The organism is Cyclobacterium roseum (assembly GCF_010119225.1).
GTDB classification, from domain to species: Bacteria; Bacteroidota; Bacteroidia; order Cytophagales; family Cyclobacteriaceae; genus Cyclobacterium; species Cyclobacterium roseum.
In genome coordinates this window covers 56,565-77,967 of the sequence record NZ_WNKF01000001.1, presented here as the reverse complement: position 1 = coordinate 77,967, position 21,403 = coordinate 56,565, and the positions used below count along the sequence as shown (strand labels likewise).

Annotated in this window: 16 protein-coding genes; 7 read left to right on the top strand and 9 right to left on the bottom strand. The window is 45.7% G+C overall.

Annotated features, from left to right (window positions below):
• Positions 1 to 161: 161 nt before the first annotated feature.
• Together GJQ68_RS00255 and GJQ68_RS00250 are read left to right on the top strand one after the other, a co-directional pair.
• Positions 162 to 2,666 (top strand): M56 family metallopeptidase, encoded by a 2,505-nt coding sequence (locus tag GJQ68_RS00255; RefSeq protein WP_162415313.1) that lies wholly within the window; start codon positions 162 to 164, stop codon positions 2,664 to 2,666.
• A 124-nt stretch (positions 2,667 to 2,790) separates the two neighbouring features.
• Positions 2,791 to 3,999, top strand: a complete 1,209-nt coding sequence (locus tag GJQ68_RS00250) for an alpha/beta hydrolase family protein (protein WP_162415312.1) — start codon at positions 2,791 to 2,793, stop codon at positions 3,997 to 3,999.
• A 134-nt stretch (positions 4,000 to 4,133) separates the two neighbouring features.
• On the opposite strand, the gene GJQ68_RS00245 is transcribed toward GJQ68_RS00250, so the two are convergent.
• Both GJQ68_RS00245 and GJQ68_RS00240 read right to left on the bottom strand, forming a co-directional pair.
• Positions 4,134 to 5,399 (bottom strand): twin-arginine translocation signal domain-containing protein, encoded by a 1,266-nt coding sequence (locus GJQ68_RS00245; protein WP_235940977.1) that lies wholly within the window; start codon positions 5,397 to 5,399, stop codon positions 4,134 to 4,136.
• Positions 5,399 to 6,952 (bottom strand): sulfatase family protein, encoded by a 1,554-nt coding sequence (locus GJQ68_RS00240; protein ID WP_162415311.1) that lies wholly within the window; start codon positions 6,950 to 6,952, stop codon positions 5,399 to 5,401. Before GJQ68_RS00240 ends, GJQ68_RS00245 begins: the two co-directional genes overlap by 1 nt.
• 199 nt (positions 6,953 to 7,151) lie before the next feature.
• Between GJQ68_RS00240 and GJQ68_RS00235 the strand changes: the two genes are divergently transcribed.
• Positions 7,152 to 8,705 carry a hypothetical protein gene (locus GJQ68_RS00235; RefSeq protein WP_162415310.1) on the top strand — a complete coding sequence of 518 codons (1,554 nt, stop codon included), beginning with the start codon at positions 7,152 to 7,154 and terminating at the stop codon, positions 8,703 to 8,705.
• A 76-nt stretch (positions 8,706 to 8,781) separates the two neighbouring features.
• Here the strand turns inward: GJQ68_RS00235 and gap are convergent, their stop codons facing one another.
• A complete protein-coding gene (gene gap, locus GJQ68_RS00230) occupies positions 8,782 to 9,786 on the bottom strand; it encodes a type I glyceraldehyde-3-phosphate dehydrogenase (RefSeq protein WP_162415309.1) in 1,005 nt (334 codons plus the stop codon).
• A gap of 267 nt (positions 9,787 to 10,053) precedes the next feature.
• Between gap and GJQ68_RS00225 the strand changes: the two genes are divergently transcribed.
• Positions 10,054 to 10,968 carry a bile acid:sodium symporter family protein gene (locus GJQ68_RS00225; protein ID WP_162415308.1) on the top strand — a complete coding sequence of 305 codons (915 nt, stop codon included), beginning with the start codon at positions 10,054 to 10,056 and terminating at the stop codon, positions 10,966 to 10,968.
• 16 nt (positions 10,969 to 10,984) lie between these two features.
• Here the strand turns inward: GJQ68_RS00225 and GJQ68_RS00220 are convergent, their stop codons facing one another.
• Genes GJQ68_RS00220 through GJQ68_RS00205 form a run of 4 tightly spaced genes read right to left on the bottom strand, consistent with a single transcriptional unit; the run spans position 10,985 to position 14,854 of the window.
• On the bottom strand, positions 10,985 to 12,010 hold the full coding sequence (locus GJQ68_RS00220; RefSeq protein ID WP_162415307.1) for an aldo/keto reductase: 1,026 nt from the start codon (positions 12,008 to 12,010) through the stop codon (positions 10,985 to 10,987).
• 11 nt (positions 12,011 to 12,021) lie between these two features.
• On the bottom strand, positions 12,022 to 13,902 hold the full coding sequence (locus GJQ68_RS00215; RefSeq protein ID WP_235940976.1) for a TonB-dependent receptor: 1,881 nt from the start codon (positions 13,900 to 13,902) through the stop codon (positions 12,022 to 12,024).
• Positions 13,872 to 14,294: a phosphoribosyltransferase gene (locus GJQ68_RS00210; protein ID WP_162415306.1), complete on the bottom strand. Its 423-nt coding sequence runs from the start codon at positions 14,292 to 14,294 to the stop codon at positions 13,872 to 13,874. The genes GJQ68_RS00215 and GJQ68_RS00210 overlap by 31 nt, the downstream gene beginning before the upstream one ends.
• 32 nt (positions 14,295 to 14,326) lie before the next feature.
• Positions 14,327 to 14,854 (bottom strand): hypothetical protein, encoded by a 528-nt coding sequence (locus GJQ68_RS00205; protein ID WP_162415305.1) that lies wholly within the window; start codon positions 14,852 to 14,854, stop codon positions 14,327 to 14,329.
• 167 nt (positions 14,855 to 15,021) lie between these two features.
• On the opposite strand from GJQ68_RS00205, the gene GJQ68_RS00200 reads away from it, so the two are divergent.
• From GJQ68_RS00200 to GJQ68_RS00190, 3 genes are all read left to right on the top strand, one after another.
• On the top strand, positions 15,022 to 16,560 hold the full coding sequence (locus tag GJQ68_RS00200; RefSeq protein WP_162415304.1) for a GH3 family domain-containing protein: 1,539 nt from the start codon (positions 15,022 to 15,024) through the stop codon (positions 16,558 to 16,560).
• A 100-nt stretch (positions 16,561 to 16,660) separates the two neighbouring features.
• Complete coding sequence (locus GJQ68_RS00195) at positions 16,661 to 17,911, top strand: MFS transporter (protein WP_162339880.1); 1,251 nt, start codon at positions 16,661 to 16,663, stop codon at positions 17,909 to 17,911.
• 30 nt (positions 17,912 to 17,941) lie between these two features.
• Positions 17,942 to 18,739, top strand: a complete 798-nt coding sequence (locus GJQ68_RS00190) for a hypothetical protein (RefSeq protein ID WP_162415303.1) — start codon at positions 17,942 to 17,944, stop codon at positions 18,737 to 18,739.
• 19 nt (positions 18,740 to 18,758) lie between these two features.
• Here GJQ68_RS00190 and GJQ68_RS00185 read toward each other — a convergent pair whose 3' ends face one another.
• Together GJQ68_RS00185 and GJQ68_RS00180 are read right to left on the bottom strand one after the other, a co-directional pair.
• On the bottom strand, positions 18,759 to 19,829 hold the full coding sequence (locus GJQ68_RS00185) for a glycoside hydrolase family 113 (RefSeq protein WP_235940975.1): 1,071 nt from the start codon (positions 19,827 to 19,829) through the stop codon (positions 18,759 to 18,761).
• 2 nt (positions 19,830 to 19,831) lie between these two features.
• Complete coding sequence (locus GJQ68_RS00180) at positions 19,832 to 21,295, bottom strand: BCCT family transporter (RefSeq protein ID WP_162339882.1); 1,464 nt, start codon at positions 21,293 to 21,295, stop codon at positions 19,832 to 19,834.
• Positions 21,296 to 21,403 lie beyond the last annotated feature (108 nt).

Genomic DNA, 21,403 nt, shown 5'->3' with positions numbered 1-21,403 from the left:
ACAGGTCGATTTAAAGACATGCATCGAATTCATTTATTATAGTAAAAGAAAAGGTATGCTAAATCCTTCCTGCAAATGAGGAATACAATGTTTGTATTTGAAAACCTCATGAGCGTATCCATCACCCATTTAAAATCATCCAACTGGTAAACTGAATAAATATGGCAACCATTATCAATTATGTATGGCAAAGTACATTCTGTCTTGGCTTTTTCTATGGACTTTATTGGGTATTCCTGAAAAACGAAAAAACTTTTTTATTCAACCGGATTTTTTTATTGATAACTCCCCTGTTAGCAATTCTATTTCCATTGGTGGAAATCCCGGTAACGTTTGATAAGCCCAGCATATCGCTGGAAGATACCGCCTTTTTAAAAGCATTCGATGTTATGGAAACATCGGAAATCGTTGGAACGTTTGGCTTACCGGAAGTAACGGTTACGGGCAGTAAATTACCCGTCCTATGGGGAATTACCGATTACCTCTTTTTAAGTTACCTGATCGTGGCAATGATACTTTTTTGTCACTTATTGTGGCAATATTTACAATTAAGGCAATTAGTCGAAAGGGGATGGTATCAAACGGTCTATATCCTAAAGGGGAACTATTTTAAAGTTCCAACGTACGGCATGGCTCCGGTTTTTTCTTTCTTAGATAAAATCTTTTGGGTGGACAATCCACAGTTGCAGCATCAGGAAAAAGAGCAAATATTGGCGCATGAGCTGGAACACGTAAGGCAGCGGCATACCTACGATGTGCTGTACTATCAGGCACTCAGCATCCTTTTCTGGTTTAACCCAATGATCCACCTAATGCGCATGGCATTGGTAGACCTCCATGAATACCAGGCAGACGCTCGGGTGTTGCAACATACAGAAAACAAACTATCCTATGCGCAACTCATTGCCAGGATGGCCTTCAAAGGGCTGGACTTGCCCTTAGGAAGTTATTTTGTAAGGTCCACCACCCTAAACAGAATCCTAATGATGAAACGAGCCCAAAAAACCAATTGGTTGAAAATAGTGATGTTGCTACCCCTTATGGCGATGCTTTTTGGATTGGTCTCCATGAAAACCAAAGAAGGGGTTACCTTATTTAGCAAAATAAACACCCGCCCGGTGCATCAACTTAAAAGTCAAATCCTTGCTGCCCAGGATTCCATTCAGGTAGGGATCAAAGTCAAAAACGTGAAAAACCCGGTACACTACGAAAGCATTGGTATATTGGAAGACCAGCGTTTGGTCGCCCAACTAGGGGAACTTTCCTATGAATTTCTGGGAATCCAAAATGAAAACGACTATTTCAAGGTTTTGGAACTGATAGAAACCCTTCGTTCCAATTCAACCATGGTCCGGCAGTATGGCAATGCACTTACTTTTGATAAGGTTGACCATAAACCAATCCCGGAATCTGGTTGGGACAGTTGGTACGACTACCTCCAGCAAGGCCTGCAACCCTATCAGGAGGAGCTGGCACCTGCCTCAGGTCCGGTGGAGTTGGAGTTTATTATCGACCAGGAAGGAGCCCTGCTCCATCCGGTCATCCGAAAAAGCTTCAATAGCACCGTTGACCAGCAGCTGTTGAAGGCTGTCAGCAGTCAGAAGGCTCCGCAGTGGAATCCAGGTATTCAAAATGGAAAAACCGTACCCGTGGTTGTGCACACCAAACTCTTCATTTCAGGTAAATTGGACGCGACCCGAAACAGAAAGGTGGTTAATCCTGACCCTGTATTTCCAAACGAGGCAATCGAATCTGCTGAAATTGAAAAAGATAGACCAACCTCATCCCTACATATTTCCAAAATTGAGACCGATACTAAACCCACCAACGACCTGAAGTCCGGTGCCATTACCTTGGGTTCGGAAGCCACCAGACATTTTACAAAAAACCTAACCTATCCGTCAATTGACCGAAAAAACGTAACTGTAGGTACGAGCCTGATTCAAATTAGAACCGATAGGCTGGGTAAGGTAGTCGATTACCAAGTTATCGATCCACTCTCGTCCGAAATTCAGCAAATGTTACTTGAGGTGTTAGAAGATATCCCGGCTCTTGAGCCTGTTGATCCCAAAGATGAATACCATGTCATCCTCCCAATTACCTTTCGGCTTCTTGAAAAAGACATTCCACTACCTCCATCTCAGAAAAAAATGTATGGAGAGGAAATAACCGTCAATGGATACGGAGCATCAAACGCAGGAATGAATAAGATGCCGGCTCTTCCACCCCTGACAAAAAAAGTTTCTCTGAAAATTATCAACAAAGACTACCTTACCATTGATGGATTTACCCTTCCTTTATCCATAGGTCTATCGAATAGTATCAAAAGCATCATCCGATACCAACAATGGAATCCGGATAAAATCGAAGTGGTATTTTATGCAGCCAAAGGAATTAAAATGGAAACCATACAAAAAGTGCAGGAAGCATTACGGATAAATGGGGTCAGAAAAATCGACTATGCAAACCAGTTTCAGTCCGAGCCTTTTGATTCCTCGAAGGACCCCTTGATTCTTATCGATGGCGTAGTGCAGAAAAATAACATTACCTTAAGCAATACCCGTTCCGAAAGTATTAAATCCATCCAGGTGATGAAAGGAGACCAAACTAATTTGTTTGGGAAAAAGGCTAAAAATGGTGTCATCTTAATTGAAACAAAAAATTAAATTACCAGCAACCTTTAATCAAAGACTCCTGCCAACTTACGGAAGATCCTCTTCAGTAAATTGGTAGGATTTTTTATATTGCATGCTATATATCCCTAATAGAAACCCAATTCAATAACTTCCCATGACATTCAAATATTTATTATTCCTTTCATTATACGTGCTGTTTGCTTACCGGACCCCTGCACAGGAGGTATTTAATTACGATGAGTCCAACGTTCCCTCTTTCTCCCTACCCGATCCTTTTGTATCTCAAAAAGGACAAGTAATTGAAACCGTTCAGGATTGGGAGTTTCGGAGAAGGAAGGAGATTATTACCTTGTTTGAAAATCAGGTGTACGGACAACTTCCCCGGGAATTGGATAATATACGTTTCCAACTTGTCTCGGAAGATAAGCAGGCGATGGGCGGCAGTGCCCATTTGAAGGAAATCGACATTCAAGTGGAGCGGAATGGAAAAAACATCACCATTCGACTGATTTTGTTTGTTCCAACCCAGACGAGCAAACCAGCCCCGGTATTTTTACTGATTACACACCGGGACCCGGAAAATATTGATCCTACCCGAAACGTGAAAATGGGATTCTGGCCCGCCGAAGCTATTGTAGAAAGAGGGTTTGCTGCGGCAACTTTTCATGTGAAAGACGTTTCGGATGATAACAACGATACGTTTAAGGAGGATATCCTGAATACCTTGTATCCCGAGCAACTGGAAATGGATAACGGGATGCGGGGCCTGGGATCCTGGGCCTGGGGCGCGATGAGAGCCATGGACTATTTCGAAGCAGACCCGCTTATTGATGCCAATAGAGCTGCCGTGGTAGGCCATTCCAGAGGAGGAAAAGCCTCTCTCTGGACCGGAGCACAAGATACCCGCTGGGCCATCACCATTTCGAATGAATCCGGGTGTGGAGGGGCTGCGTTGTCTCGAAGAAAGTTTGGAGAAACGGTCAAAAGAATCAATACCAATTTCCCCTATTGGTTTACGGATAATTTCAATCAATACAACGACCGCGAAGAACTACTTCCCCTGGATCAACACATGCTGGTTGCGGCCATTGCTCCCCGAGCCGTGTATGTAGCGAGTGCCTCTGAAGACGAATGGGCGGATCCGAAAGGAGAGTTTCTCTCCCTAAGCCTTGGAACCCGGGTACATCGCGAAATATACGGTATGGAGGGCCGCTTCCCATCCGCCCTTCCCGACGTTGAATCGCCCGTACATTTGCCTTATGCCGGACACCATATTCGGGAAGGTAAACATAACCTGACCCCTTACGATTGGGATCGTTTTATGGATTTTGCCGATCAACTGTATGGGATACATCATGAGTGAAAACGGAAGTATCTTCTGAAAAATACAGAGGACAGCAACGTAAAACCGGGCTATAGCACCATCGGTAGGTACTATGCCATCGAAATACATTTGGGGAATGATGGAGGGAGGGGGAGAAAGCGGCTAATAAAGATTCAAGTACCCACGATATCTGAAATGTTTAGGTAATACATTTGCCGGCTACCTTCGTGGGTGGAATCAAAAAACACCCTCCTTCCCTGCTGGTCGCAACGTGGGTGCAAGTCGCAACGCCATTCCCCCACGAAACGCTCCGGAGAATGGAACTTCCCTAAAATGACCTTTTTATTGCTGGGAATGTGGTACAAATAAAGCGTTATCATCCTTTCCTTATCCGGATACGTGTCGTTTAAGACCCATTCTTCATTGGTATGCGGGACATAAGTATTGTGCCCGTTTCGATCCATGGCCTCCTCTCCTATCAGCTCCATCTCTTCGGTCTTGTCTTTAATTAACCAAAATCCTGCTTGCTTACCCACGGGACGGGTCCAGACGAAGATATGGTTTGGGTCCCTCCAGACAAAATGGGAGGAATTTCCGGATGGATCCGCTACAAATAGGTCCTCCCCCCTTGTATTGACTGTTATCATTCGGGTGACAAAGCCGGTTCTTGCCATGATTTGATTGTCCAGGATTTCGGGTCGCCAGCGGTGAAGAAAGAGCAGCCGTTCACTATCGGGACTCACCAGCAAGTGATTGAACCAATGCCAATTGTCAGAAACATGCGCTCCCAAATGAGGAATTGCCGCCAAATCGGCTAAACTCAGCAAAGAAGTGGTACGCCCGGTTTTTAAATCCAGGGTATACAAGCCTATCTCATCAGGTGCTTTGATAGACTGGTAAGGATCGGGAATGCCCGCATAGCCATAGCCCGGCCGCAGGTTCTGAATTCTATTAAAAGCTGTTCCTATACCAAAGGAACCATTCGGAGCCAACGTATAAACAGGCTCCGGCAAGGTTCGGGTTTGCCCGGTTTGAATATGGTAAATACGGCTGACATAGCTGTCGTTTTGCCGGTCATTCCAAATCAGCTCATGAGCGGAACCCGGTATCCACTGCAGCATGCAGGACTGTTGCCAGCTCCAGGCATGGGTTTCACCAATTTTCTTCCAGCGATTACCATTTTCCAGGTCGATCAATCCAATCTCCAGTTTGTCAGTACCCAACGGAGACCTGCCTTCAAAGCCCACCCGGCATCCCAAGGCATAGCGTCCGGATGGATCCACCTGCCACTTGTCGTAATACCCAAACCAGTGGCCGGAAGGCCCTTCAGTAATCCGTACTGGGGTTTTATTAGCTGTCTTACCCATCCAGGCCGGACCGGTCGCCAACAGGGCACTACAAGCTGCCGATGAGCGGATAAAATTCCTTCTATTCATCATTATCGGTGGTATTTCGACGTGGGTTGCAAATTAACGGTATCCCCATAATGAATTCTGGCCTCCTGCAACTGTTCCTTCATTGAATTTACAAGTTCCTGATATTCCGGATCGCCATACTGGCTGTTCATTTCATTGGGGTCAGTCTTTAGATCAAAAAACTCCCATTCATCAATCGTATAATAGTGGATTAGTTTGTATCGATCGGTGCGAATGCCGTAATGCTGCCGTACCATATGCCAATCGGGATAGGCATAATAATGATAGTAGATGTATTCCCTCCAGGTTTGCACACCTTCCGGGTTTTGCAACAGGGGTACCAGGCTTCGGCCCTGCATGTCCCCGGGAATGGGGCTTTCAGCCATGTCCAGAATGGTTTGGGCGAAATCCAGGTTTTGCACCAGGTGGTCGATCCGGTGACCTGCTTCCGTTACTCCAGGCCATTTTATGAGCAAGGGCATGCGCAAGGATTCCTCGTACATCCAGCGCTTGTCATACCAGCCATGATCTCCTAAATAAAACCCCTGGTCCGAACTGTAAATCACAATGGTGTTTTCCGCCAGGCCCGACTCCTCCAGGTAATCCAACACCCTTCCTATTTCCTTATCCATACTGGTTACCGACCGCAGGTAATCTTTCAGGTACCGTTGGTATTTCCATTCGGTCAATTCCTTACCGGAAAGGTTGGCTTCTCTGAATGCCTCGTTTTCCGGTCCATAGGCAGCTTCAAATTTGGCCAGCTGTTCCTCGTTCATATAATCCGGGTAAATCAGCTTTAGGTCCCGCTCGTTCATATCGGCGGCGATCTCCATTTCCTGTTCGCGGGTAGCACTGGTCCGGTTTTCGTATTCATCGTAAAAATTAGAAGGCAGGGGTAGATCCACGTCTTTGTAAAGATCGTATTCCTCCGGGGCGGGTACCCATTCCCGATGAGGGGTTTTATGGGAATAGGCCAGAAAAAACGGCTTGTCCTTCCCGGTTTGTTTTTTCAGAAAATCGATGGCTTTATCGGTAATAAGAGTAGCTGTGTAGCCCGTTTCCTCCTGCTGTCCGGCTGCTTCCGTAAAGATCGGATTGTAATAAGAACCCTGCCCGTTTCCTCGGGTCAATACCGACCAATGGTCAAAGCCGGTAGGGTCAGACAACAAGTGCCACTTCCCTATCCAGGCGGTCTGGTAGCCAGAACGCTGAAGAAGTTTCGGAAAGGTTTGTTGGGCTGCATTAAAGGTCGTATCGTTGTTCAGCATCCCGTTAAAATGGCTGTGTTTTCCGGTCAAAATTACCGCCCTGCTGGGACCGCAAATGGAGTTGGTACAAAAGGCATTGGTAAACAATACGCCTTCCTTCGCTATTCTATCCAGGTTTGGGGTTTGAAGAAAATCGACTAATTCCGGGTTATTTTCCTTTGATCCATAGGCTTTTATGGCATGTGTGGCATGGTCATCGCTAAAAATAAACAGGATATTGGGCCGTATAGGTTCTGACGCTTTCCGGGATTCGCAGGAAATCAACAGTAGTAGAAAATTACCCACCAACAGATAGAGAAAATATTTCATATTCAGGAATTAACAAAATTATTATTTAATTTACGTTTCGATATTACCTAATTGATCCTAAAAAAGAAAACAGTCGCCCGAAAATTACACCTTTGCTACCTTCCCATATTGCTTAAATGCCAAGCCATTGTTTTTATTAAATCCTATTGGCATAGCCCATAATTCCCTTACCCGGTATACCTATTAAATTCAAGAAAAAATGAAAACCTGGATAAAAATCACGCTGGCGGTACTGGCAGTTTTAATTTTCCTGGTCCTAGGTTATGGTACTTATCAGTTTCGGGACCGTCATTCCGGCTATTCGATAGACCTGTTTTTGGAAAACCAGCGCCCGGGACCCTTGCAGGCAGGCTTTGCAAAGGTAGATATCAGCCCGGTTGGATTTGATACCTGGGAGGATACCAATGGAGATGCCCGCTATCAGGAAGCGGACGGGGATCGGTTTCATGATCTTAACCAAAACGGAGAATTTGACCCCATATGGGTGGCAGGTTTTCATCAAAATAAACCCGCTTCTGGCATAAATGACCCCCTATGGGCCAGAAGCATGGTCCTAGAGGACGGAGAATTCAAATTAGGGCTTTGTATCATCGACATGATTGGTTTTGGTAATGATGAGGTGCTGACACTTAGGAAACGGATTTTGGCGAAAACAGACCTGGACCACCTCATCATTGCCAGCACCCATGTTCATTCTTCTCCTGATATGATGGGCATGTGGGGACCGGGGCCTTTTACCAGAGGAGTCAATAAAGAATACCAACAGCGTGTTTTTGAGGGAATCGAGACGTCCGTTTTACACGCCATGGAAAATAGCCGACCGGCAAAAATCAAATTTGCTATCAATGAAAGTGATGCCTTGCCGTTGGTGGGCGATAGCCGGGAACCGGTCGTATTGGATGCCGCCATTCGACTGATGCAGGTATGTGACCGGGAAACGAATGAAACACTGGGAACGCTGTTAAATTGGGGAAATCACCCGGAAACACTATGGTCCAAAAACACGCTGATCAGCTCGGATTTCCCCCATTACTGGAGGCATTACATGGAAGAGGGCATCGTTCATGAAAATGAAATTATCCATAAAGGTCTGGGGGGTGTGGCTATCTTTATGAATGGAGCCCTGGGAGGATTAATGACTACCCGCCCGGGTGATGCCATCAATCATCCTTTCACCGGAAAAGTCCATACCGAAGCCGGGGTGGAGAAGATTGAGGCACAGGGCCTGGCATTGGCAAAGATAAGTTTCGAAACCCTTCAATCGGGCGGGGATAGCATCACGGAAGGCAGCCTCTCCCTGCGGGCGAAAACAGTAGCTTTGCCAATGAGCAATAAGCTATTTCGTTTGGCGGCCTTTGTTGGTGTTTTTGACAGGGGCTTTATTAAATGGGGCCACGTGCGGTCGGAAGTAAATGCCTGGACACTGGGACCGGCTTCCTTCATCCATATTCCTGGAGAGTTATATCCGGAAATTGCCAATGGTGGTGTTGAATCACCAGAAGGTGCGGACTATGCCATTGACCCGGTGGAAGTTCCGGCTATCCGTAGTCAGATGCCCGGTAAATATCGTTTTTTCAGTGGGATGGCCAATGATATGATCGGCTATATCATTCCAAAAAGCCAATGGGACGAAGAAGCCCCCTTTACCTATGGCAGGGATTCCGCTCCCTATGGCGAAGTCAATTCCCTGGGACCGGAAACGGCACCTATTTTACACCGCGAAGCCCTGAAATTGCTGGAAGATCTGAACTAAGCGATTGCTGATAAAAAAATAGGGTTGAACCTAAATTCAACCCTATCAAAATCATGTTTCGAAAATCCCGAATCCGTTATTTTTTAGAAATATACTGAACCAGATCTACTACTTTGGTGGAATAACCCCATTCGTTGTCATACCAGGCGACCAGCTTAACAAATTTATCGCTCAATTGAATGCCGGCACCGGCATCGAATATGGAGGTCCGGGCATCACCGATAAAATCATTGGATACCACGGCATCTTCGGTATAACCCAAAATCCCTTTTAAGTCTCCTTCTGAAGCTTCTTTCATTTTAGCACAAATTTCTTCGTAGCTGGCTCCTTTAACCAATCTAACGGTAAGATCTACCACCGATACATCAGGCGTGGGAACTCTAAATGCCATTCCGGTCAATTTGCCGTTCAATTCGGGAATCACCTTCCCTACCGCTTTGGCGGCTCCTGTGGAAGATGGAATGATATTTTGACCTGCACCTCTTCCGCCTCTCCAATCTTTCATGGAAGGACCATCTACCGTCTTCTGGGTAGCGGTAGTAGCATGAACCGTCGTCATCAGTCCTTCTTCAATACCCCAGTTGTCATTGACCACTTTCGCAAGGGGAGCCAGACAGTTGGTCGTACAAGAAGCATTGGATACATATACCATGTCCGAAGTATAGGAAGATTCATTTACTCCCATAACAAACATAGGGGTATCGTCTTTGGATGGAGCAGACATCACGACTTTCTTAGCACCTGCATCTATATGACCTTTGGCGGTTTCTTTTGTCAGGAATAAACCGGTAGACTCCACGATTATTTCAGCACCGATATCAGACCATTTCAGATCGGCAGGGTTTTTCTCGGATGACACACGGATGGCATTTCCATTTACCACCAGTTTCCCGTCTTTTACTTCCACATCACCCTCAAATCGACCGTGGGTGGAATCGTATTTAAGCATGTAGGCCATGTAGTCTACACCAATCAAATCATTGATGCCTACGATTTGTACATCATCTCTTTCCTGGGCGGCGCGGAACACAAGTCTTCCAATCCTACCGAATCCATTGATACCTACTTTGATTTTTTCCATAATGTTACTTGTCTAATCTAAGGTTTAAAAGATTAATAGAAATTGTAAACCTTGCCTAAACTACCCTGATTCGAACCCATTGGAACAAATCAAAATTAGCTAAAGAAGGTTTTTATACAATCCCATCGAAATTTTCAATGGTCAAATTTATAAAAATTAAACTTATCATTGAAATTTTGCATTTGATTACTTGTAAAAACTTTCAAATAAAGAAAACCGCTCTTTTCTTGTTGATTTATACTATTTTTGAGCTTTTTAATAGGCAATATGGAAGAATTAGATCAGTTGCAGATACACTTTGACGGGGATTCCTTGTTTCTGATGAATGTTTCCCTGGCAGTGATTATGTTTGGCGTGGCGCTGGATATCGACCTTCAGGATTTCAGACGCATCTGGGCTCGTCCCAAGCCGTTTTTTTTGGGTATACTGGCCCAATTTCTGGTGCTACCTCTTTTTACCTGGCTGTTCATCCTGCTGGTTAAGCCTCTTCCGAGTGTTGCCTTAGGCATGTTTCTAGTAGCGGCTTGTCCCGGTGGAAATATTTCCAATTTCATGACCCATCATGCCAGGGGAAACAGTGCCCTATCGGTCAGTCTTACCGCATTTGCTACCATTTCCTCCATTGTGCTGACCCCTCTGAATTTTGCCTTGTGGTCAGGTTGGTACCATCCGGCTTCCGCACTGCTTATCAGCATTCAGCTTGATTATTTCGAAGTTTTCCAGACGGTGGCTTTGATTTTAGGAATCCCCCTGGCCCTGGGAATATATGTTCATCACCGAAAACCATCCATGGCTCGTAAACTGGCTGGTTTACTAAAGCCACTCAGCATAATGGTCTTTATTACAATCGTAGTCGTCGCGTTTTACAGCAATTTTAATCTGTTTACCAAAGTGATCGGACTTATTTTTGGATTGGTACTCGTACACAATCTCCTGGCCCTCCTGTCGGGTTTCTCTCTTGCCAAACTAGCAGGACTGAAGTTGGCGGAAACCAAAACGCTGACCATTGAAACCGGTATACAGAATTCCGGACTGGCCCTGGTGCTGATTTTCAACTATTTTGAGGGACTGGGAGGCATGTCCATCATTGCCGGATGGTGGGGAATCTGGCACATTATATCCGGGCTAACCCTGGCTTCCCTCTGGAAACTGCAAAAAAGGGAAGCAGCTGTTTCTCTCTAACTCATCCGCAGGTGAATCATACTTTGTAATATTCTACCATTCGTCCATCAAATCCAGCCACTTTTTCTACCAACTGGTTTCTTTTGGCAGCATCAAAAGATCGGAACCTTTTAGCGTAATCGATTTTTTCGGAAAGCATATCGGCATCATCCGCTCCGGTGATCAGCACACTGATCGGTAGGGACCATGAAAAATGCACCGCTTCCTCTACCGTGAGGGCATTGGGAATGATTTTGGGCTTATCGCCATGATTGAAATGCGAAGTTCCACCAAAAAAACCACCATTCGCCAGGGTTTTCATCGCCATGGGGGCCATTTTTTTCTCGACCAATTTCGGCATTACGTTGGTAATAAAACTCTTATAGTTGGGATCAAAGGCATTTACCGGCATCTGGCAGGCCTGAAGTAGGTCCGTACGCTCCAGCATCCGCAGATGAGCATTGAAATCGGAATGACCTGAAAACCCAACATACCGAACTTTTCCACTATCACGTGCCTGCTGAACCACATCCAGCACCCCATTGGCCAGCCTGCCATCCACATCCGATGGGCTGGTCACCGCGTGAATCAACCATAAATCCAGGTAATCCGTTTTCATACGTCGGAGGGTTCCCTCCAGATGCGCCTGGGCAGTCTTCCCATCTCTCGCCGTGGATTTGCTTTGAATAAAAGCCACATCCCTGTATTTTGGGCTAAGGTATTTACCATACCTTTCTTCTCCCCTGCCATTTCCGTAGGATTCCGCATTATCAAAAAAACGGATCCCTCCTTCGATGGCGCGTTCGATGGTTTTTTCGGCTTCGGTTTCAGGCATTCGGGCAATATGGGCTCCTCCCAGGCCCAACATGGTAACCGCTTCTCCTGTATTTCCAAATTTTCGTTGGGGAAGCAATTCTCCCCATTTATCCCTTGCATAAACTGCTTTTGATCCGGAGTCGGAGGTTGCGCCTTGCAATCCGGAAAAAGGGACGGGCAACATGATTCCAGCCGTCAAGCCCGCAAGGGATTTCAGGAAGGAACGCCTTTCATTTTCGTATTTCATGGTTTTCTTGGTTAAAATTGAAAATTGACACCAGCGGAGAAGTTAATTCCCGGCATGGGGTACCCGTTTTCTAGCTGGTATTCACTGTCCAGCAGGTTATTCGCCTGAATATGAGATTTCAGATTTTTCAATATCTGGTAGTTTACCTGCACATTCAGCAAGGTGTAATCCACCGGTTGGGCCTCCCCTGCCATTGAATTGTTCAGCCCAAAAACCTGCTGGGCAAAGGGCATCACCCGCAACTTCCCAACCTGTGCGTCCATCTGAAGCTTTAGGTAATGCTCAGGTGCAAACAACACATTTTCAGAGACATCTGCAAAATTATAGCTGAAAATAAACCCAGGAAAGGCATCCGGCCGGTAATTGATTTGAGCTTCGAATCCTTTATTTCTGAAGGCTCCTGTGTTTCTGTTTCTGGGAGGAGCCTGGGCCGGATCCACTTGGATCAGGTTATCCCCTTTGGCATAATAAACAACCAGCTCCAGGTCCCATAGACCATCAGGAGACCTGCGAAGGAATCCCAGCTCATGGTTCCACATGGATTCAGGTTGCAGTTCTATATTGGAGGGTGGAAATAAAAACAAATCCACCACTGAGGGGCTTCTGAAAGCTTTTGAAGAGGAAAACTTGAATACTTTTTGCGCATCCATTTCGAAAGATAGCCCGAAACCGGGAACGGTAGTCCAGCCAAATTGAGAATTATAGACCTCCCGAACCCCTAAATTGAGGTGAAGCGTTTCCCAAAGGGTTTGCTGCCATTGCATGTAAACCTCCGTTTGATGCACCTGCTGGGATTCGTTCAATCCAACCGCCGCAGGAGGCGGAAGGTTCTCGTTACTGGCCTCCCCCCCAAACCGGTTAAAATCGATTCCCAGGGTGATGGTCTGACCGGGGACAAGTTTTATATTTTGATAAGCAGCAATTCCCTGATTAAAATCACTGGATTCAAATCCACTGGTAAATTGATGTTCTCCAAAATTGTGAAAAAACAACGTGGCCCCGGAGATCTTATCTCCCTCGTTGGTAAGGCCCAGAGCTGCCCGACCTCTAAAATAGGTTCTTTTATCGTCAAACAATGGAACCTCCAAGGTCCCCGGGTGCTCGTAACGGGCGTCGGATAATTGAAAATCTCCTGATAGTTCCAAATTGGAATCGATCTGGTGACTGAGTTTGTAAAAAATTGCCGTGTTTTCGAATCCATCTGCCGCATCTTTTCGGTACCCCTCCGTTTTGCTCCGGTTTAAAGAAAGAACAGATTCCCAGTTTGCAGAATGATATTCCACTTTCCCGGAAAGGTTGTGGGTACCATATGAGCCTGCAGCCGCACCTACCTTTCCGGACCAACCCGGTTCGGCTGTTTTGGTGGTAATTAAATTAATGGCACCGCCCATGGCATTGCTACCGTAGAGGATCGATGCCGCTCCCCGGATCACCTCTACCCGCTCGATATCCGTGGAATGGAAAGAATCGGCAATGGGATGACTGAATATCCCCATGTATTGTGGTTGTCCATCAATTAAAATCAAAATACGATTATTGGGAGAGCCACTTATGCCTCGGATAGATATATTCCCTCCCGATCCCGGACCTACTCCGTATCCCAGTGTTGATCGATCATTAAGCATGAGTCCCGGAACATGCTGTACCAGCGAAGGCAGTACGTTGACATGTGCAGATTGATCCAACTGCTCTTTATCGATAATCGTAATGCTGGCGGAAACCTCAGAGGCCGCCCGGGCGGCACGGGTACCGGTCACCACCACCTGATCCAGTGCCATGCTAAGAGAGTCTGAATCCTGTGCCTGCAAAGGCATCCGGAAAAAAACCGTCCCTAGAATAAAGCAGGCAAGGGTTAGTCTATTCATCCACCGATCGCGTCTTTCCAAGGCCATGCCACACAGGATTTTACTTTGGGAAATAATACGAAATCGCCCACCCCTTTTAAAACAAAAGTGTACACCTCATGTCCGGAAAGCTTGTCCTTTACGGTAGCCAGTGTTTTTCCGGTGACTGACACGTCATCTACAATGAGTATGCGGTGATGGCTAAAAAAATCCCAATCGAAATCAGTAAGCGTCTCCGGAGATTCGTAAATGGGTTCGTTGTCATCGTTTCTGTAACTTATTCGGACAATTTTTAACGCTGCGCCCAACTGATGAGCGATCATGCAGGCAGGAGAGGTTCCCCCTCTGCCGATTCCCAACACCATGTCTATTTCAGGGAAATCAAAAGCATGCAGTGCTTCGCTGATCGCATCAAAAGTAATCTCCAGCTTTTGAGTCATTGGGGCTCTTTCTATTTATAGTGTACAAAAATTTACAGCATACGCTCCTTTTTCGCTTTCTCCATAAACAGGTAACTTAGCAACAGGAGAATCAAGATCCCTGGAAGGCCGTTATATAGAGATTGGATAAAATAACCTACAGGAGGTAGGGGCAATAAACCGAATCCCAAAATAAGTCCTGCGCCTCCGACTTTAGCTAAAAGAATCCCTGGTACTACTGCCCAGAACGGAACCTTTTTTGAAAACAAATAGCTGATAACGACTGTAAATACCATTAATTCCAGCGTTAAAAGAATTAACAGCGACCATTGCTCGTTTCCGGAAATTAGAAAATTAAGCAGCGGTGAAAGGGCTGCTGCTACGAGAGCCGGAACCTTATCAATTAAAATGAAGGCAAGCAAGGGGACATAAAACATCGGAAGCAAGATAGCACCTAAAGGGATACCCTGAACGGGGGGACCCAAGTGTACCACGATAGGAAAGAGTACAGCTACTAGCAATGTCACTAGCATGATCGGTACGGGGCTGTTTTTGTATTGGTATTTTATCAAATGTATCATCGGTAACCGGTAAATTGTTGTGTTTAAAGTAGGTAAAAATTTTCAAGCATACAATTTTTAAAGCGAAATTCCTGCCAACAGGCTGAATTCGGATCGTTTGGGTTTCTGGTCTGATAATTGTGCAACCATTTTTTATAGAAATTTTGATAATCATTAGCTAAGAGAATATGCCAGTAATCGGTGAATTGATAAAAAAAGCAATTGCTATAGGAGAAAAACTGAATACAGATGCCAGCCCTTTGGAAAAGCAAACCAAAGTATTGCAGGAATTACTAGAAAAGGCCAACGAAACTTCTTTTGGCATCTACCATGGATTTGATCAGATACTGAAGGAGGAGAATCCCATCGATAAATTTCAGGCTAAAGTACCCTATCATGATTATGATAAAATCTATCAGGACTGGTGGCATAAGATAAGGGAAGGGCATAAAGACATTACCTGGCCGGGTATAAATCGATTTTTTGCAGTAAGCTCCGGTACCACCAGCAATAGTAAGTACATCCCTGTGACGGATGATATGTTGGATGCCATTCGGAAAACAGGTGTTCAGCAAATCGTAAGTTTGTCTCATTACAATTTACCTGCTGACTTTTTTGAGCGACAGATCATGATGTTGGGTAGCTCTACAGAATTAAAGAAGAACGATGGGTTTTTGGAAGGTGAAATTAGCGGAATTAGTGCCAGCCAGATACCTTTCTGGTTCAACAATTTCTATAAGCCCGGACCTGAAATCTCAGCCATTGAGGATTGGGACGAACGCATTGAAAAAATTGCAGAAAAGGCCGGGGAATGGGACATAGGGAGTATTTCCGGAATTCCATCCTGGATTGAATTGATGATGAAACGGGTGATTGCCTATCATAAGGTAGATACCATCCATGACATCTGGCCACACCTGGAAGTATACACTCCGGGAGGCGTTGCGTTTGAGCCCCACCGGAAAAGTTTTGAAAAAAACCTGGCGCATCCATTGGTCTACATTGATACCTACCTGGCATCGGAAGGGTTTCTTGCGTTTCAAAAAAGACCCGACACCGATGCGATGGCTCTGGTATTGGACAATGGGGTCTTTTTCGAATTTGTACCGTTTAAACCGGAAAATATGGACGAGTCAGGTAGTGTCCATCCGGATGCTCCGGCGTTGACCATCGATCAGGTTGAAGAAAACCAGGATTATATATTGGTTATTTCTACGGTTGCCGGTGCCTGGCGATACATGATTGGCGATACCATATCGTTTACCAATAAAGAGAATGCCGAGATTAAAATTACGGGCAGGACAAAGTTTTTTCTCAATGTAGTCGGCAGCCAACTCAGCGTTCATCAAATGGATAAGGCCATGGAAGCCCTACAGGACCAATTCAACCTTACCATCCCGGAATATACGGTCAGTGCCGTTCAGGAAAACGGGGAATACCTGCATCGTTGGTATTTGGGAAAGGAAACCGGGGAAGGCAATAGAGAGGAAGTAAAGGAATTCCTGGACCAATTCCTGCAGGAAAATAACAAAAACTACAAGGTAGCCCGCAGCAAGGCATTGAAATCCATAGAAGTAGAAATTATTCCGGCTGCTGCTTTTGTCGATTACAATGAAAAGCAAAAAAAGAAAGGAGGACAGACCAAATTTCCCAGGGTGATGAAAGAAAACACGTTTTCCAAGTGGGAATCTTTTCTGAGTCAACAAGGCCATATTTCCAGCAGGTAAAAACCGTTCCGCACTGACATTTTGGCAAAATAAGCGTACTTTTGAGCGATCATTCAACCACCGGAACGAATAAAAGGGAACGATTGTACGGGGAATTACTATGTTGATTTTTAAGTCACTGTCTTCTAAAAATTATCGCTTTTTCTTTACCGGTCAGGCCTTTTCCAACCTGGGAAACATGATGAAACAAGTGGCAGTGGGTTGGCTAGTCTACCGGATTACCGGCTCTGCATTGCTGTTGGGGTTGGTGTCTTTTTCCAGGGAAATTGCCGCCTTTTTATTTTCCACAGTCGCTGGAGTATTGGCTGACCGGTATAACAAGCATCGCCTGCTGATGATCTGCCAATCCATCATTGCTATCAATGCTTCCGCTCTGGCTCTTTTAACCATTTTCGACCGCATTAATTTCGAGCTGTTATTAGGGTTGGAACTCCTTTTCGGAATGGTCAGCGGCCTGGAAATGCCCTCCAGGCATGCCTTTGTTAATGATTTGGTAGAAGATAAAAACAACCTGACGAGTGCCATCGCGTTAAATTCCTCTCTTTTTAATACCGCCCGGATCCTCGGTCCGGCGCTGGCCGGAATGCTGATTCCGGTTATTGGAGAGGGATATTGTTTTTTGATTTATGCGTTGGCCAGCTTTTCGGTGGTTGGCTTTTTTGCTGGCATCCGCTACCAGCCCAGTGCCAAAAAAGTGCCGAATAAAAATTTCAAAAATTCCTTCCTGGAAGGAGCCGCTTACTCCATATCCACCAAATACATTCGCTTTATCATTCTCTTTGTCGCGGGAGTGACCCTTTTGGGCGTATCGTATATGGTGGTATTGCCCGTCGTTGCGGCCGAGGTGTTTCAGGGTGATGCGGTCATTTTTGGGTATATGACAAGCGCAGTGGGCGTAGGCAGCCTGATCGGTGCCTTTTTCATGGGATCTAAAACCAATGCCCTTGGCCTGGATAAATTGATCCTTCTGGGTACCCTTGTTTTTGCCCTTGGCCTGGCAGTTTTTTCCTTTAGTACCTTACTATGGTTATCCTTGCTAGCCCTGCTGACCACGGGTCTGGGAAGAGTGATCATATTCACCGGCTCCAACACCTTACTTCAAACCATTGTACCGGAGGAAAAAAGAGGTCGGGTGTTGAGCTTTTATATCATGCTCTTTATGGGTTCCTTGTCCCTGGGAAGTTTCTTGATCGGTTTGGCCACTGATTGGATCGGAGCTCCGCTTACCTTATTTTGCGGAAGTATAGGGGTCTTACTAATGGCTGCCTATTACGGTAAAAGTCTTCCCCTTTTACGCAAAAGAACCTATAGAGCGATAAAAAAATCGGCATTACTTTGGGAAAGAAATTGACATGATCCTAATCATTAAACGCCTGTTAACATGAAACCATTACCATTACTGCTGCTAAATACTTTTAGTTTTGTTGTCGTATTGTTGTTCAATTATCTGGGAGGAGCCGGAGATTATTTCGGCAATTCGGTCGGGGAAATCAGTTCCTATTACCAGACTCTGCTGACCCCTTCCGGCTACGCGTTTTCTATTTGGGGTTTAATTTACCTGGGGTGGCTGGGCTTTCTGGTCTTCCAGTGGTACGGCTATTTGTCAGATAGCAATTCAACCTCCCTTCTTCCTGCAGGGATTTGGTTTTTTATTGCCAACCTGAGCAATGTGCTTTGGATTTGGGCCTGGACCTCCGGGAACCTTTGGCTTTCCCTGCTTATCATCGGCTGTTTGTTATTTTCCTTAATGCGCCTGGTGATCAAGCTTGATCTTGAATTAGGAGATGCTCCCTTACGCACCGTTTTCTGGATTTGGTGGCCTATCACTATATACAGCGGATGGGTGATTTTGGCTACCGTCCTGAATGCCTCCATTGCTTTAAAAAGCCTTGATTTTTTGGCCAGCCCGGATGGAGAAGTGGTCTGGGCGGCAATCGTATTGTTAATCGCCACCGGCATATACCTGCTGCTTACCCTTTATAGAAATATGCGGGAAGCCGCCCTGGTCGGCACCTGGGGATTTGCTGCCATTGCTGTCAATCAGTGGGAGCAGTCTGCCTTCGTCGGCCTGTTAGCAGCTATTTTAGCCGGGGTATTGCTGGTAACGGCTGGTATCCACGGATACCTTAACCGAAAAACAGCTCCACTGGTAAAAATTCAGAAAGGTGAATGGAAGTGATTGGGATTCAAAGGATTCGTCACCTATTTTCCTTTCCTTTGGTCCCATTTCCTAAGAAAAAAGTCTTCATCACCCCCTGAGCCAATTTATCTTGGGGGGTAAAGTCAGGAACCCGCTCTCGCGACTTTGGGTACCATTTCCAGAAATACACGCCTTGAAACCAGGGTTTGTCCCATACCGCCTCAAAAAAGGCCTGGTAGCATCGTGCCTGCATTTCCTGGGATATGGGGACCTCTTTGCGCTGGTTGGGCCATAACCAAGGCTCCTGTGCGGCATCATGTGTATCGCAATACCCCAATTCGGTAAACAAAATCGGTTTTCGAAATTCCCGGCTGACCTTTTCCAGGATTGGTAGTACATTTTGCCAACCCTTGTTCAATCGAGTCAAGCCCGGTTCTGCACCCATTGCGAGCGGGAAATAGGCCTGAACCCCGATGTAATCCAAGGCGTCCCAAAAAGATACCTTTTCGTATTCGGTAAAGTTTGCGGCATAAGTCAGCTTTCCCGAGTATACCTCCCTTACGGCAGTGATGATCCCCCTCCAGTCGGCTTCCCGATGACTGGTTTTTTCCAGCTCTGTCCCCACGCAAAGCAGCGGCATACCATTTTCTTCAGCAAAATGGGCATAATACAAGATAAAGGCTTTATAATTCCGAAACCAGGTTTGCCAGTCGGCTTCACTCTTCATTGAAATTTCACCAGGCCAGGAACCGCGCACCCAGAGATGAGGCTTTAGCATGCTACTCAGGCCCAGAGCCCTTGCCGAATCGAGGGTTGCCTTTAAGCCATTCAAACTTTCTCCCCACCACATTTTGTCCGTGTGGGCCTCCCAACGCAATTCCGGATCCTGTACCTGTGATTGCCAACCAAAGGGGGTCTGAGAAATATGACTGGCCCCGATAGCTGTCAAGGCCAGCAATTCTCCACCTTCAAGAGGATTGGGACTGGCCACCCAACAAACACCCCGGTGTTTTACGCCATCCAGCGAAGCCAATGTTTCAGCATTTTTGGAAGCAGAGCATGCCAACGACCACATCACCAGGAAGGTCAGGTTAAGCGTATGATTACCAATTCGTTTCTTGCAGCTCATGACTATCTCCTACTATATAATGAATAAAGAAAAGACCCGATCATCAGCAGGTAAATCCAACTAAAAGGCAAAGCCATTACTATTAATAATTGACTTATTGATTCCAGCAATCGTTCCTTTCCGATAAAAAGCGTAGCAACGGTGAAAAGGACCAATATCAATCCCCATACGAGCAAGTTTCGTTTTTGTGGGTCCCTGTTACCATTATCGGCAAACATGCCCAAGACATAAATCGCCGAATCGATGGAAGTAATCAAAAAGGTGAAAACCAAGAGCAAGGACAATGGTTTAAGCAAGCTTCCCAAAGGAAGTTTGTCAAAAAAAACAAATATGGATCCGTACAGGGAATCAAACTGTCCCTGATAGGATTCCGGGCTTCCGATAAGCACAAAGGCTTCTGTTCCGAATACCGCAAACCATATGAACGTTCCAAGGGTTGGAACCAATAATACGCCTAAGATAAATTCCCGAAAGCTTCTTCCCTGCGAAATTCTTGCGATAAACACGCCTGTAAAAGGAGCCCATGATAGCCAGAACGCCCAATAAAAGAAGGTCCAATCCATCAAAAAGGTATCCGGTACTTCCATCTTACCCATGTTCAGACTCATCGGAAAAAAATCGTACATATAAGCAACCAGTGCCTGTATAAAATTACCTGCCATTTGTCCGGTATTTCCGGCTAACAAGGTGACTAAAACTAAAAACAAGGCGGTGGCGATGTTAAAACGAGATACGTTTCGTATCCCTTTACTTAGTCCGGAAAAGGCTGAAATCGTGGCCAGGGACCCCAGAAAAAGAACGACATAGGCATTATTGGAATAACTCATTTCTACTTGCATAAAGAGCTGACTAAAGCCAGCCAGTAGCTGCCGACTTCCCAGCCCAACCGCCCCAACCACTCCAAATAAGGTGCTGAGAATGGTGATCACGTCTATCGGAACGATCAGCCAGGACCGCTGGTATCGCTCATTCAAAATGGAAGAACTAAGCATCTTACGGGACCGGCCGTATACCAGGTAGCCAATGATCAATCCAAACATCCCATAAAACGCCCAAGGTGTCAGGCCCCAATGAAAAAAGGTATACTCCAAAGCAAAGATATCGGCCGCCCAGTTCGAACTCCGCGGAGGCTGGGTATAATAGAAAGTGGGCTCCTGCACGGCCCGCAGCATCAGCCCTGCTCCCATGCCGGTACTGTAAAGCATGGCTACCCAAGAAAACCAACCATAGGTTACCGGACCCTCTCCCAACGTCTTTTTTCCCCAGGGAGAAAGGGCGATGCCCAACAGTACCAGGACCATAAATAGCCCCAGATACAAATAGAAGTTTCCGAAATAGTACAGCGTTAAGGAAGAGAAATCTTCAAGCCAATCCTTTAACCCAGTGGGAAATTGAAAAGCGACCACCAGAAAGAGCAGGCAGGTCAAAACAGTGGCCAGAAAAGTTGGTTGCGCTTTTAGTGTCACGGTAGTAAACTATTATTTCGCTGAATATACCAATCTATTACTTCCTTAGCTGTTATTTGGTTGTTTTTTTTTCTGATAAATCTTAATTTTCAGGATCAATGGAAAATC